This window comes from Vibrio sp. FF266 (genome assembly GCF_041439695.1).
Taxonomy (GTDB): Bacteria; Pseudomonadota; Gammaproteobacteria; order Enterobacterales; family Vibrionaceae; genus Vibrio; species Vibrio tasmaniensis_A.
Map to the genome: position 1 here is coordinate 23,338 of NZ_JBGOOO010000043.1, position 13,475 is coordinate 36,812.

The 13,475-nt window shown below is 45.3% G+C and carries 12 protein-coding genes; 9 read left to right on the forward strand and 3 right to left on the reverse strand.

Translation table 11 applies throughout. The features are described 5' to 3' along the window. Positions 1–13 precede the first annotated feature (13 nt). Positions 14–922: an EamA family transporter RarD gene (rarD, locus tag ACED59_RS21165; protein WP_017098559.1), complete on the reverse strand. Its 909-nt coding sequence runs from the start codon at positions 920–922 to the stop codon at positions 14–16. Positions 923–1,102: 180 nt separating this feature from the next. On the opposite strand from rarD, the gene recQ reads away from it, so the two are divergent. The 3 genes from recQ (at position 1,103) to ACED59_RS21180 (ending at position 4,268) form a co-directional block, all read left to right on the forward strand. Next, positions 1,103–2,941 carry an ATP-dependent DNA helicase RecQ gene (recQ, locus tag ACED59_RS21170; RefSeq protein WP_017098558.1) on the forward strand — a complete coding sequence of 613 codons (1,839 nt, stop codon included), beginning with the start codon at positions 1,103–1,105 and terminating at the stop codon, positions 2,939–2,941. Between the two features lie 72 nt (positions 2,942–3,013). Continuing rightward, a complete protein-coding gene (locus ACED59_RS21175) occupies positions 3,014–3,325 on the forward strand; it encodes a DUF3630 family protein (RefSeq protein ID WP_009848192.1) in 312 nt (103 codons plus the stop codon). Between the two features lie 271 nt (positions 3,326–3,596). Further along, positions 3,597–4,268, forward strand: a complete 672-nt coding sequence (locus tag ACED59_RS21180; RefSeq protein ID WP_009848193.1) for a 7-cyano-7-deazaguanine/7-aminomethyl-7-deazaguanine transporter — start codon at positions 3,597–3,599, stop codon at positions 4,266–4,268. A 100-nt stretch (positions 4,269–4,368) separates the two neighbouring features. Here the strand turns inward: ACED59_RS21180 and gppA are convergent, their stop codons facing one another. Both gppA and rhlB read right to left on the reverse strand, forming a co-directional pair. Beyond that, positions 4,369–5,862: a guanosine-5'-triphosphate,3'-diphosphate diphosphatase gene (gppA, locus tag ACED59_RS21185; protein WP_017098557.1), complete on the reverse strand. Its 1,494-nt coding sequence runs from the start codon at positions 5,860–5,862 to the stop codon at positions 4,369–4,371. Between the two features lie 6 nt (positions 5,863–5,868). Further along, complete coding sequence (gene rhlB / locus ACED59_RS21190; RefSeq protein WP_009848195.1) at positions 5,869–7,179, reverse strand: ATP-dependent RNA helicase RhlB; 1,311 nt, start codon at positions 7,177–7,179, stop codon at positions 5,869–5,871. 111 nt (positions 7,180–7,290) lie between these two features. Between rhlB and trxA the strand changes: the two genes are divergently transcribed. The 6 genes from trxA (at position 7,291) to fre (ending at position 13,122) form a co-directional block, all read left to right on the forward strand. Further along, complete coding sequence (gene trxA / locus ACED59_RS21195) at positions 7,291–7,617, forward strand: thioredoxin TrxA (protein WP_009848196.1); 327 nt, start codon at positions 7,291–7,293, stop codon at positions 7,615–7,617. Between the two features lie 199 nt (positions 7,618–7,816). Continuing rightward, complete coding sequence (rho, locus tag ACED59_RS21200; RefSeq protein WP_009848197.1) at positions 7,817–9,076, forward strand: transcription termination factor Rho; 1,260 nt, start codon at positions 7,817–7,819, stop codon at positions 9,074–9,076. A 110-nt stretch (positions 9,077–9,186) separates the two neighbouring features. Beyond that, positions 9,187–10,182, forward strand: coding sequence for a hypothetical protein (locus ACED59_RS21205; protein ID WP_029224013.1), 996 nt, complete (start codon positions 9,187–9,189; stop codon positions 10,180–10,182). A gap of 98 nt (positions 10,183–10,280) precedes the next feature. Beyond that, the gene (ubiD, locus tag ACED59_RS21210) at positions 10,281–12,122 is read left to right on the forward strand and encodes a 4-hydroxy-3-polyprenylbenzoate decarboxylase (RefSeq protein WP_017098555.1); all 1,842 of its coding nucleotides are present in this window, start codon (positions 10,281–10,283) and stop codon (positions 12,120–12,122) included. Next, positions 12,119–12,388: a 2Fe-2S iron-sulfur cluster-binding protein gene (locus ACED59_RS21215; protein WP_029222977.1), complete on the forward strand. Its 270-nt coding sequence runs from the start codon at positions 12,119–12,121 to the stop codon at positions 12,386–12,388. Before ubiD ends, ACED59_RS21215 begins: the two co-directional genes overlap by 4 nt. 20 nt (positions 12,389–12,408) lie before the next feature. Then, complete coding sequence (fre, locus tag ACED59_RS21220; protein ID WP_009848201.1) at positions 12,409–13,122, forward strand: NAD(P)H-flavin reductase; 714 nt, start codon at positions 12,409–12,411, stop codon at positions 13,120–13,122. Positions 13,123–13,475: the final 353 nt, after the last annotated feature.

Sequence of the window (13,475 nt, forward strand, 5' to 3'; positions counted from 1 at the left end):
AAAACGATCAGTGTTATTGCTTAGCGCGTTTGTTCTTCTTGTTGTTACGTAGGCCATCAAAGCTGAAAATCACCAGAGCGCCCCAAATAAAGGCGAAGGTAATCGCTTTATCTGAAGTAAAGGCTTCACCGTAAATCAGAACCGCGAGCAAGAACATTAAGCTTGGGCCGATGTACTGGAAGAAACCGAGTGTCGATAGCTTCAAGCGGGTTGCAGCGCCAGTAAAACAAAGCAGTGGAACCGTGGTGATCACACCTGCTGCAACCAATAATAGATTGAGTTGCATTGGGTTCATCGATAAATCTGACGTTGCACTGTCTGCGATAAACAATAGGTACGTTGCGGCGATAGGCAGCATCACCAGCGTCTCAATGAATAAGCCAGTTTGAGCTTCCAAGCTAACCTTTTTACGTAACAGGCCATAGAAACCAAAGCTGAAGGCTAGGGCAATGGCAACGATCGGCACAGAGCCAAACGCGATCAATTGAATTATCACGCCAATCGCAGCCAGAGCAACCGCAAACCATTGAAGTTTACGTAAGCGTTCGCCAAGGAAGAACATCCCGAGCAACACGTTAATCAGCGGATTGATGTAATAGCCTAAGCTGGCATCGAGCATGTGATTGGAATTCACCGCCCAAATAAAAATAAGCCAGTTGGCGCCCACTAAAATCGAAGTGGCGACTAAATAGAGCATTTTGGGTTTGGAGGTGAGGGTGTCTCGAACCTTACGCCAGCCACGACTCATGTGCAGTAGAAAAGCGAGTAGGAAAAAAGACCATACTACACGGTGGCTAAGAATCTCAAATGGGGATACTTCACTTAAAGATTTGAAATATATGGGAGCGATTCCCCACATGGTGTAAGCGGCAACGGCAAGCAAAATTCCCTGTCGCGTACGTTGTTGGTCTTCTTGTGTCATGTAACTTTCTCTAGCACTGAGTGCTTATTAATAAGATTTATAAAGAGAGTTGGTCAGTATAGGAGCGTTAACCCTTTTCACCTAACAATTTGCGGTTTAATTCGCTAGCGTTCCCCTCTACAATGTGCGCCTTGCTTGCCAATGCTGCACGCTGACTTTATACCTTGATTAGGAACCACAATGACCGCCACTCTGATTGCTGAGCAAACACCAACTCCCGCGAATGATGCGCAAGATATCTTACAAGATGTCTTTGGTTATCAGAGCTTTCGTGATGGTCAGCAAGAGGTCATAGACCTAGCCGTTGAAGGCAAAGACAGCTTGGTGATTATGCCAACCGGTGGTGGTAAGTCTCTGTGTTACCAGATCCCGGCTTTAGTGCGTGATGGGCTGACTTTGGTTATCTCACCGCTCATTTCATTGATGAAAGACCAAGTTGACCAGTTGAAAGCTAATGGTGTGGCGGCTGAGTGCATAAACTCATCGATGCCACGCGATCAACTGTTGAGCGTGTTCAACCGCATGAACTCAGGCCAATTGAAGATGGTTTATGCTTCGCCAGAGCGTGTGTTGATGCGTGACTTCATCGAGCGCTTACAAGACTTGCCGCTTTCGATGATTGCGGTCGATGAGGCGCACTGTATCTCTCAGTGGGGACACGATTTCCGTCCTGAATATGCTTTGCTAGGTCAGCTTAAACAGTATTTCCCGCATGTGCCTTATATGGCGCTGACGGCAACCGCTGACGATGCGACGCGCAAAGATATAATCTCGCGTTTGCAGCTGGTGGAGCCGCACACTTACTTAGGCAGCTTCGATCGCCCTAATATTCGCTACAACCTGGTTGAGAAGCACAAGCCCGTGTCTCAGGTGGTCCGCTACCTAGAAACACAGAAAGGCAATTGCGGCATCATCTATTGTGGTAGTCGTAAGAAAGTGGAAATGGTGACCGAGAAGCTGTGCAATAACGGTATTCGTGCTGCGGGTTATCATGCAGGCATGGACACCGATGAGCGTGCTTACGTTCAAGAGGCCTTCCAACGTGATGATATCCAGATCGTTGTTGCAACCGTGGCGTTTGGTATGGGTATCAACAAACCCAATGTTCGTTTTGTGGTGCACTTTGATATTCCACGCAACATCGAATCTTACTATCAAGAAACTGGCCGTGCTGGTCGTGATGGCTTGCCTGCTGAAGCGATGATGTTGTTTGACCCTGCTGATATGGGTTGGCTGCGTCGTATGCTGGATGAAAAAGAAGAAGGCCCGCAAAAACAAGTTGAGATGCACAAGCTGAACGCGATGAGTGCTTTTGCCGAAGCGCAAACCTGTCGTCGCCAGGTTCTGTTGAACTACTTTGGCGAATATCGCGAGAAGCAATGTGGTAACTGCGATATCTGCCTCGATCCACCTAAGCATTTTGATGCGACTAAAGAAGCGCAGAAGGCATTGTCTTGTGTGTACCGTGTCAATCAGTCGTTTGGTATGGGCTACGTGGTCGAAGTTATGCGTGGCATGCAGAACATCCGTGTCCGTGATAATGGCCACGATAAATTGTCTACTTACGGTATTGGCCGCGACCATAGTCATGATTACTGGATCAGTATCTTCCGTCAGTTGATTCACAAAGGCTTGCTGTTCCAGAACATTACTCGTAACTCGACATTACAGTTAACAGAAGAAGCCCGCCCGTTACTGCGTGGTGAGATGTCTTTGGAGTTGGCTGTTCCTCGTTTAGATACCGCGGTGCGCAATGCGAAGTCCGACAAGCTGAGCAGTAAGAACTACGATAAGAAGCTGTTTGCGAAACTGCGTAAGCTGCGTAAGTCGATTGCTGATGAAGATGGCTTACCACCTTATGTGGTATTCAGTGATGCGACGCTGATTGATATGGCTGAAATCCTACCCACATCTTATGGTGAGATGCTGGCAGTGAATGGTGTCGGTCAACGCAAACTCGATAAGTACGCTGATCCATTCTTGGATTTGATTCAAGAACACATCACTACACACGGCTAATTGCTAGTTTTCAGAAGTGTTTAGCTTATAAAAACCATTAGCTTATAGAAAAAGAATAAGGTTGATAGGGACATGACAACACCAACAGAATTTGGCTTAAGAGAGTATTTGGCTGAGGAAGGGCGTTTATTGATTACGTCTCCAAGTTTTGATTTTGATTCTTATGAAGTGCTAGGTGAAAAGCTGGTGGCATTGCTGTCAGCGTCTGTTGTTGAAAAGCAATGGGACGCCGATATGCACTCTTGGTTGATTGATTTTGAAGATTGTCGGATGTTTTTAAAGTCTGAACATTACAGTGAATCAATCTGGTTTGAGTCGTTAAACGCTGAAGAAAGCCGAGAAGAGTTCGATTATCTCGCGACGCTTTTCAAGCGCGGTTTCTAACTTTTTGCATGGCTTCTGAAACGTAGCTTCTAAACCTGGCTTTTAAAACTTGGCTTCTAACGCCATTCATCAATAAAAGTGAGGATAAACGTTTGCGTTTGTTCTCACCATTGCAGCCAATATTGATTAATGTATAATCGCCCGCCGCTCAATAGAGCAAATTATAGAAACATTTTTAATTCACATTATTGGTAAGAGCTTTCTTGGATTATTCGAAGAAATGACTCGATTTGGGTTCCCTCACCCCCAAACCAAACTAAAAAGGTACAGCATGAGTAACTTTACCCCTGCGCAACAGCGCAAAGCCCTAGCACTATTAGTTTTGTTCCATTTGATCATTATTGCATCAAGCAACTATTTGGTTCAGCTACCTTTTACCGTCTTCGGTATGCACACCACTTGGGGTGCTTTCACTTTCCCGTTTATCTTTCTAGCGACCGACCTGACCGTACGTATTTTTGGCGCGCAGCTTGCTCGTAAAATCATTTTCTTAGTGATGTTACCAGCGCTGGCCGTTTCTTATTTATTGTCGGTGGTGTTCTTTGAAGGTTCATTCCAAGGATTTAGCCAACTAGGCGAGTTCAACTTGTTTGTTGCACGCATCGCAGCGGCAAGCTTCATGGCTTATCTGCTCGGTCAAATCTTGGATGTGCATGTGTTCAACCGCTTACGCCAAATGAAGCAATGGTGGGTTGCGCCAACGTGTTCAACGTTATTCGGTAATGCCATTGATACCATCGCGTTCTTTGCGATTGCTTTCTACCAAAGCCCAGATCCATTCATGGCTGAGCACTGGACTGAAATTGCGTTGGTCGACTACGGATTCAAGCTTATCATCAGCTTAGGTCTGTTTGTTCCAATGTACGGTGTGCTTCTAAATTACGTAGTTAAGAAGCTAACCGCTGTGAACCCTGACTTTAAAGCGACAGGTGTTAACGCTTAAGTTTAGATTTGTAACGCAAAGCATTAATGCAGCGATAAGAAAAAGCCCAAGTTAGTAGACTAACTTGGGCTTTTTTAATTTCTAGCGTCAGATACTAATATCAGAGGCATTCAATATTCAATGGCCAGCCAATATCGGTTTGTCTATTTGACTCGATCTCTAGCTCAGCTGCGGTCAGCGGGTTGTCTGCTAGCCATTGCTTAGAAAGCGTCAAGGTCAGATTGTTGTCATCCGTCGTCAGCTTGAACTCAGGCTCAAGCGCTGGATTACGACGGTGAGTCAACAAAATAGCTAAACGCAGAATTCGTAAAATACGCTTGCTGCTGGTACCTGAGATTGCATGTTGCTCTGGCAATGAAGTTAACTGTTCGCGGTAGCGACGTGTTAACTCACCCAAGCAGTGCTTTTGCGCTCGAGTAAAGCCTGGTAGGTCTAAGTTCTGCAGTAGGTAAGCACTGTGCTCGCCGCCTTTTTTGAAATCGATTGTTAAACCAATCTCATGAAGCTTCGCCGCTGTTTGTAATAGCACACCTGCTTGAGGTTCAGAAACCCACGTTTCGGCGCCCGCTTGCTCTAATAGAGTCTGTGCGACTACAGCAACTTGTTCACTGTAGCTTACGTCCATTTGGTAGCGTGATTGCACGCTCTTAATGGTACGAGCGCGAATATCTTCTTGGCGAAACTCATCAACCATCTCGTAGGCGAGACCTTCACGGAGTGCGCCGCCAGCGAGTGTCATTGAATCAATTTCAAGCAGCTCAAAAATCGCGATAAGAATAGAAAGACCACTTGGGAACACTAGTGCGCGCTCAAGGGTTAAGCCTTCAATCTCAAGCTCTTCTAAGCGCTCTGTAATCATCGCTTGTTTCTGTAGACGCTTGAGTTTGGCATGAGTAATGACTTCATCCATGCCTTGCGCCAACATGATTTCTTGCAGTGCTTGAACGGTACCACTGGCACCAACACACACATCCCATCCGATATCAGTGTAGCTATCTAGGATAGGAGCCAACGTAGACTTAGCCGCTTCAATGGCATTGTTGAAGTTGGTTGCGGTTAATTGGCGATCTTTAAAGTGGCGTTCAAGCCAAGTAACACAACCCATCTTCAGGCTGGTTAAGGCTTTGGCTGAGAAACCTTCACCGATGATCATCTCGGTACTTGCACCACCAATATCAACCACTAGTCGGCGGCCGCTGCCACCAGAAGTGTGTGCTACGCCTTTATAGATAGTCGCAGCTTCTTCTTCACCAGAGATAACATTGATGTCGTAACCAAGGATCTGGTTCGCTTTCTCGAGAAATATATCCACATTGATAGCGGTACGTAGGGTCGCTGTACCAACAATGCGGATATTTTCTTTCGGAATATCTTGCAGTCGCTCTGCAAAGAGACTCAAACAGTCCCAACCGCGCTGCATGGCTTCAGTACTAAGCGCATTATTTTCATCTAAGCCTGCAGCTAAACGAACTTTGCGCTTAATTTTAGCCATGGTTTGTACGCTGCCATCGATATGACGCACAACGAGCATATGAAAACTGTTCGACCCGAGATCGATTGCAGCATAAAGCGGTGGTGACACTGTTTGGCTCATAAGCGACTAAGCTTCCTTGTTATGGCGCGGTTGGCGTGGGCGACGGTTCTGGTTTGGTTTACGGTTACCGTTGCGTGGGCCATTGTTGTTTGAGCGACGTTGTTGCGGGTTACGTGTACGTAAGCGCATCGGTGCTGGCAGATCTTCCAGTAGTGCAGAAGCATCGTAGTCAGACATTGGGATAGCGTGCTCAATGTATTCTTCGATTGGTGGCAAGTTGATTGCGTAATCTTCACAAGCAAAGCTGATCGAGTGACCGCTTTCACCAGCACGACCTGTACGGCCGATACGGTGAACGTAATCTTCACAATCGTCAGGTAGGTCAAAGTTGAATACGTGTGTTACTTGAGGGATGTGTAGGCCACGTGCTGCAACATCCGTTGCGACAAGCAGGTCAACATCACCTTTAGTGAATTGCTCAAGAATCTTTTCACGTTTCTTCTGAGGAACATCGCCGGTTAGTAGGCCAACACGGTGACCATCGGCAGCCAAGTGGCCCCAAACTGATTCACACTTGTGCTTAGTGTTAGCGAAGATGATTGCGCGATCTGGCCACTCTTCTTCGATTAATGTTTGTAGAAGAGCCATCTTATGTTCGTTAGAAGGGTAGAACAGCTCTTCTTGAATACGGTGACCAGTCTTACGCTCAGGTTCAACAACGACATGCTCTGGGTTGTGCATGTGTTCGAATGCAAGTTCTTGTACGCGGTAAGACAGTGTCGCAGAGAACAGCATGTTCAGACGATCTTTTGGCTCAGGCATACGACGGAACAAGAAGCGGATGTCTTTGATGAAACCAAGATCGAACATGCGATCAGCTTCGTCAAGAACAACTGCTTGAATGTGGTTAAGGTTAAATACCTTTTGCTTGTAGAAATCGATGATGCGACCAGTCGTACCAATTAAGATATCTGCGCCTTCTTCGATCTTACCTAGCTGCTTGTCGTAGCTCTCGCCACCGTAAGCTAATGCTGCCTTGATACCTGTGCTTGCAACCAGAGAGTCAGCATCGTTGTAGATCTGAATCGCGAGTTCACGCGTTGGTGCCATAATAATCGCACGTGGCTGGTTAGGCTTACGGCCTTCATGCTCAGGTGTTTTTAGCAGGTGATTAAAAGTAGCAGTAAGAAACGCAAGCGTTTTACCAGTACCCGTTTGGGCCTGGCCTGCAATGTCTTGGCCGGTGAGCAGTACCGGGAGCGCCAAGGCTTGGATAGGGGTACAATAGTCGAACCCTTTTTTCTCCAATCCTTCAATGACTTGCGGAAGTAAATCCAAGTCGGCGAACTTTTGCTCTGTGATATGCGTCTTTTTCATTGCTATAGAATATCAGCTTAAGCTTGCAATACGAAAGTAAATACATTCCAATAGGGCATCTATTTACTGGTTATCATCCAACCAGTTCTAAAAAATACATTGGAGTGGAAGATGAGTGATAAGATTTTGCAGCTAACTGATGACGGTTTTGATAACGATGTAATCAACGCTGCAGGCCCTGTTCTTGTTGATTTTTGGGCAGAATGGTGTGGTCCATGTAAAATGATTGCGCCGATTCTTGATGAAATCGCAAACGAGTACGAAGGTCAGCTCACAATCGGTAAATTAAATATCGACCAAAATGCTGGTACTCCACCAAAATTCGGTATTCGCGGTATTCCAACGCTACTTCTTTTCAAAGACGGTGGCGTAGCAGCAACTAAAGTTGGTGCATTGTCTAAAACTCAACTTAAAGAGTTCCTAGACGCTAACCTATAATCAGGTGAGTATTTGAAAAGAAACCGCGCAGTTAACAAATGCGCGGTTTTGTTTTTTCTAAGCTATGGACTAGTCTTAGTTTTAGTGCTAATTTATCGCACGTTAATTGAACAAATTCTCTTCTTGGTCGAGCCTGTGACCAAATCCTTCTTAACTTAAGAAAACAGACCCTATTTTGACTAAACAAACTTCCACCACTATGAATCTTACTGAACTGAAGAACAGACCTGTGTCTGAACTTGTTAAACTTAGCGAAAGCCTAGGTCTTGAAAATCAAGCTCGCTTAAGAAAACAAGACATTATCTTCTCCATCCTTAAAGCACACGCAAAAAGTGGTGAGGACATCTTTGGTGATGGTGTTCTAGAAATTCTTCAAGACGGTTTTGGCTTCCTACGTAGCGCAGACAGCTCATACCTTGCTGGTCCTGATGATATTTATGTATCACCGAGCCAGATTCGTCGTTTTAACCTTCGTACAGGTGACTCTATTGGCGGTAAAATCCGTCCACCTAAAGATGGCGAACGTTACTTTGCTCTGCTTAAAGTAAATACGGTTAACTACGATAAACCAGATAACGCTCGTAACAAGATTCTTTTCGAAAACCTTACTCCTCTTCACGCCAACGAACGTATGGTGATGGAAGCGGGTAATGGTGCAACTGAAGATATCACAGCTCGTATTCTTGACCTTGCTTCTCCAATCGGTAAAGGTCAGCGTGGTCTGATTGTTGCTCCGCCAAAAGCGGGTAAGACAATGCTTCTGCAAAATATTGCTCAAAGCATTGCCCGTAACCATCCTGAGTGTGAACTAATGGTTCTACTTATCGATGAGCGTCCAGAAGAAGTAACAGAAATGCAGCGCCTAGTTAAAGGCGAAGTAATCGCATCGACGTTTGATGAACCAGCATCTCGCCACGTACAAGTAGCAGAAATGGTAATCGAGAAGGCGAAGCGTCTTGTTGAACACAAGAAAGACGTGGTTATCCTACTGGATTCAATTACTCGTCTAGCTCGTGCTTACAACACTGTGATTCCTTCATCAGGTAAAGTTCTTACTGGTGGTGTTGATGCGAATGCTCTACATCGTCCAAAGCGTTTCTTCGGTGCGGCACGTAACGTAGAAGAAGGCGGTAGCTTAACTATCATCGCAACAGCACTGGTTGATACTGGTTCTAAGATGGATGAAGTTATCTACGAAGAATTCAAAGGTACAGGTAACATGGAACTGCACCTTAACCGTAAGATTGCTGAAAAACGCGTATTCCCAGCGATTGATTTCAACCGATCTGGTACTCGTCGTGAAGAGCTTCTTACCAAGAACGATGAACTACAGAAGATGTGGATTCTGCGTAAGATTGTTCACCCAATGGGCGAAATCGATGCGATGGAATTCCTTATCGACAAGCTAGCAATGACTAAAACGAACGATGAGTTCTTTGACGCTATGCGTCGTCAGTAGTATTGATTAGCTTATAGTTATTAAAAAGCGCTGCCTTCGGGTGGCGCTTTTTATTTGCATTTTGTAGCGACAGCTTGCAGAATGGGCAAAAGTGTTACGAGGAAGTTAAAATGCAACATGGACTGTTGTCATCATTACTCCTGTCTACTTCACTGTTACTTTCACCGGTTGGTATGAGTTATGCCACCGAGATGTCTCCACTTACAGTAGAGTCTTGGCTTGAGAATGATCAAGTAAAACTGAAAACTGCTGAATTACTCGAGCTTGTCGTGCGTGACGAAGTCAATTCGCTACGCTTTTCGCTTGAGCGTCTGACATTTCCCCAGCAAGAGGTGGCTCGTTACCGGCTCTTGAAGAAGATCGAACAGCAAGAGATCGTTCTCACCCCTAAGATGTCTATTTTCATAGAACAGCAACTCGCTATCACGCCGACCTACCAAGTATTAGAGCGTGGGGATGGCTACGAGTTTACGGTACCTGCTTTTAATTACCCTTCGATTGCTAATCGACTGATCAAGCAATGGCACCAAGACCAGAAGACACTGGTGTTTGTACTGGATGCAGAAAAGCGGGAACTTAACCTTAATGAGTGGTTGTCAGGGCCTGAGCATCAAGTTCAAACGCGAGAAGCACTATTAATTCGAGAGCTAGACAGTTTGTCTCCTGAAGCGGTTGACTATCTGACTAAGCAACTCACCGCATCTTCTATTGTTAGCTGGTTACCTTCTACCGAGGTGGTAGTTCGATTAGCGCAAGTGAGCGAAGACCCTGAGGTCTATAAGATTCTATGGCGAATGAAGGCCGATTATCATAGCCAAGCAGAGTTAGAGCGACTTGCTAAAACTAAACAAACGTTCGCGTTGGAACAGGTAATGGCAGCGACTAAGAATCCTCGTTTGAAAGATGAAGCGATTACTTTGCTTACCAAGGTGAACCCGCTATCAGAAGAGGTGAAGCAGTTCCTTGTCTCTAGGATGGCGATTGCCGATGAAGCGCCATTAGTCGCCCGTGAATTAGCCAAACAAGGTCACACGCGCTGGTTGCAAGATCTTGTGAATGATAACCCTCAGGTGAAGAGCTCTTTGATCGAGCAAGCATTACCGTAAAGTGGATTTTTCCTCTCAATAACCACACTAAAAAGGTGGATCTCAGCGTCACCCTTTTTGATATACTGAGCGCAGAATAATCAGCATGTAGAAGCCCTATGAGTTTTAAAGATTTACGTGATTTTGTCGACCATCTTGAAAGCATTGGTCAGTTGGAACGCATTTCTCACCCTGTCGACCCAGACTATGAAATGACCGAGATTAGCGACCGTACTCTACGTGCTGGTGGCCCGGCTCTTTTATTTGAAAATCCCGTAGGCTATGACATGCCTGTTTTGACCAATCTATTCGGTACACCTGATCGGGTAGCCATTGGTATGGGGCGTCAAGAGGTCAAAGAGTTACGCGAAGTAGGTAAGTTGCTTGCTTACTTAAAAGAACCTGAGCCACCAAAAGGCTTTAAAGACGCTATCGATAAGCTGCCTGTGTTTAAGCAGGTCTTAAATATGCCAGCTAAGCGTCTTCGTAAGGCGGCCTGTCAACAAATCGTATGGCAGGGTGATGACGTCGACCTAGATAAAATCCCCGTGATGAGCTGTTGGGCAGACGATGTTGCGCCATTGCTAACATGGGGCTTAACGGTTACTCGTGGTCCGAACAAGAAACGCCAAAACTTAGGCATCTATCGTCAACAGAAGATCGGTAAGAATAAAATTATCATGCGTTGGTTAGCCCACCGCGGTGGAGCGCTTGATCTACGTGATTGGATGGAAACCAACCCAGGCAAGCCATTCCCTGTATCGGTAGCGTTTGGTGCCGATCCTGCCACCATTCTTGGTGCCGTTACGCCCGTTCCAGATACCTTATCGGAATACGCGTTTGCTGGCTTACTACGTGGTAGCAAAACTGAGGTCGTTAAATCAATCAGCAACGACTTAGAAGTGCCAGCGAGTGCTGAAATCGTAATGGAAGGTTACATCGACCCGAATGAGTTCGCAGACGAAGGGCCATACGGAGACCATACTGGTTACTACAACGAGAAAGAAAAGCATCATGTGTTTACTATTACTCATGTAACCATGCGAGAGAATCCGATCTATCACAGTACCTATACTGGCCGTCCACCTGATGAGCCCGCGGTATTAGGTGTTGCGTTAAATGAAGTGTTTGTTCCTATTCTTCAAAAGCAATTCCCAGAGATAGAAGACTTCTACTTGCCACCTGAAGGTTGTTCGTACCGAATGGCGGTCGTGACCATGAAGAAGCAATACCCAGGTCACGCTAAGCGAGTGATGATGGGTGTATGGTCTTTCCTACGCCAATTCATGTACACAAAATTTGTCTTGGTATGCGATGAGGATGTTAACGCGCGTGATTGGTCTCAAGTGACTGCTGCTATGTGTGAACATATGGATCCGTCTCGTGATAGCCTGATGATAGAGAACACACCTATCGATTCACTAGACTTTGCATCGCCAGTAGTAGGTTTAGGCTCAAAAATGGGTTTAGACATTACTAAGAAGTGGGATGCGGAGCTGGCACTATCACCTGATGCTAAATCTTTACCTATAGGTAGTCAGCATATTGAAGGTTGCCTAGCTGAGATAACCGAAGCCTTCCCTGAAATTATTGATATTCACTTACAGAATGACAATGCGTGCATGGTCGTTGTGTCTATCGATAAGCAAGCTGCAGGTAACGGTAAAAAAATCATTGAAGCGGTTTGGTCTCAGTTCGATGAGAACAAGTTTGTCATCGTATGTGATAGTGACGTTAACGTCAGTGACTGGAATGACATTATCTGGGCGGTGACTACAAGAATGGATCCGGCAAGAGATACGTTCTTCCTGAAAAACCAAACTGGACACTCAAAAATGGGTCTAGATGCGACAAACAAGTTTGAAGGTGAATGCCTGCGTGAGTGGGGTGTTCCAATCACTAAGAACCCAGACGTCGTTAAAAAGATTGATAGCATTTGGGAACAACTAGGAATCTCATGAGCTTCCAAGTAACCTTATACCCAGAAAATATCAGTTTTACCGTAGAAAAAGGGCAAACGGTTTTGGATGCTGCGCTCAACAGCAATATCAATTTTCCAAACCGTTGCCAAGTTGGTGCATGCGCTATGTGCATGTGCAAAAAATTAGAAGGCCAAGTGAGTTACCACCTTGAACCCATGCTCACAGAGAAAGAGCAGCTACAAGGTTGGATTTTTGCTTGCCAAGCATTTGCAGAAAGTAATTTAGTTCTAACCTTTGCCGATTAAGGGTTAGTGAGAGGAAGAACATGACTATTAAATGTAAAGTGAAATCTATCGAGCCTTTAGCTTGTAACACTTACCAAATCCTACTTCACCCAGAAACACCGGTCGCTTTTAAAGCGGGCCAATACTTGATGGTTGAAATGGGTGAAAAAGACAAGCGCCCCTTTTCGATTGCAAGCAGCCCTTGTCGCCATGAAGGTGAGCTTGAGTTGCACATTGGTGCAGCTGAGCACAATGCTTACGCTTCAGAAGTTGTTGAGGCAATGAAGAAAGCGCAAGCTGAAGATGGCGACATAGCTATTGATGCTCCGCACGGTGATGCGTGGGTTAAAGAAGAAAGCGATCGTCCTCTGTTACTAATTGCTGGTGGTACTGGCTTCAGCTACGTGCGCTCTATTCTCGATCACTGCATCGCGCAGAACAGTAAAAAAGAGATTCATCTATACTGGGGCGCAAAAGATGAGTGCCAGCTGTATGCGAAAGAAGAGCTTGTCGACATTGCAGCAAAACACAGTAATGTACATTTTGTACCAGTAGTAGAAGAAGCACCTGAAGTTTGGCACGGTCAAACGGGTAATGTACTTGAAGCAATCACGCAAAGTTTCGAATCATTAGCTGATTTTGATATCTACATTGCGGGTCGTTTCGAAATGGCAGGCGCTGCAAGAGACTTGTTTACTCAGAATAAAGAAGCAAAGCGTGACCATATGTACGCAGATGCTTACGCGTTTATCTAAGAATTCTTTTAGATTTAGAGCAAAAAGAGAGCAGAAATGCTCTCTTTTTTCCGTTTAGGTGAACTATTAGGCACTTAAGCTCTATTTATTCATTTTTCATGAAAAAGTAGTTGCTAAGCTGAGAGGGTTCCCTATAATGCGACACCACTGAGACGGCAGATGCCACAAGGCTTCAGCAAGAATCAGTCAGACGGAAAGCGACAAAAATTAATTTTCAAAAAGTGTTTGACACTGAATGTTAATTCGCTAGAATGACCGTCCTCTTCGAGAGGTTCCTTACTTAAAAGGAAGACTCAAGAAGTGAAGCTCTTTAACAATTTAAACCTATCAATCTGTGTGGGCACTCGTTGATG

What these genes read in the sequence shown, in the direction of transcription:
- fre (WP_009848201.1), top strand. Translation starts at nt 12,409, where the DNA reads ATGACTATTAAATGTAAAGTGAAATCTATCGAGCCTTTAGCTTGTAAC.
- recQ (WP_017098558.1), top strand. Translation starts at nt 1,103, where the DNA reads ATGACCGCCACTCTGATTGCTGAGCAAACACCAACTCCCGCGAATGAT.
- ACED59_RS21205 (WP_029224013.1), top strand. Translation starts at nt 9,187, where the DNA reads ATGCAACATGGACTGTTGTCATCATTACTCCTGTCTACTTCACTGTTA.
- ACED59_RS21215 (WP_029222977.1), top strand. Translation starts at nt 12,119, where the DNA reads ATGAGCTTCCAAGTAACCTTATACCCAGAAAATATCAGTTTTACCGTA.
- ACED59_RS21175 (WP_009848192.1), top strand. Translation starts at nt 3,014, where the DNA reads ATGACAACACCAACAGAATTTGGCTTAAGAGAGTATTTGGCTGAGGAA.
- ACED59_RS21180 (WP_009848193.1), top strand. Translation starts at nt 3,597, where the DNA reads ATGAGTAACTTTACCCCTGCGCAACAGCGCAAAGCCCTAGCACTATTA.
- rarD (WP_017098559.1), bottom strand. Translation starts at nt 922, where the DNA reads ATGACACAAGAAGACCAACAACGTACGCGACAGGGAATTTTGCTTGCC.
- rhlB (WP_009848195.1), bottom strand. Translation starts at nt 7,179, where the DNA reads ATGAAAAAGACGCATATCACAGAGCAAAAGTTCGCCGACTTGGATTTA.
- trxA (WP_009848196.1), top strand. Translation starts at nt 7,291, where the DNA reads ATGAGTGATAAGATTTTGCAGCTAACTGATGACGGTTTTGATAACGAT.
- gppA (WP_017098557.1), bottom strand. Translation starts at nt 5,862, where the DNA reads ATGAGCCAAACAGTGTCACCACCGCTTTATGCTGCAATCGATCTCGGG.
- rho (WP_009848197.1), top strand. Translation starts at nt 7,817, where the DNA reads ATGAATCTTACTGAACTGAAGAACAGACCTGTGTCTGAACTTGTTAAA.
- ubiD (WP_017098555.1), top strand. Translation starts at nt 10,281, where the DNA reads ATGAGTTTTAAAGATTTACGTGATTTTGTCGACCATCTTGAAAGCATT.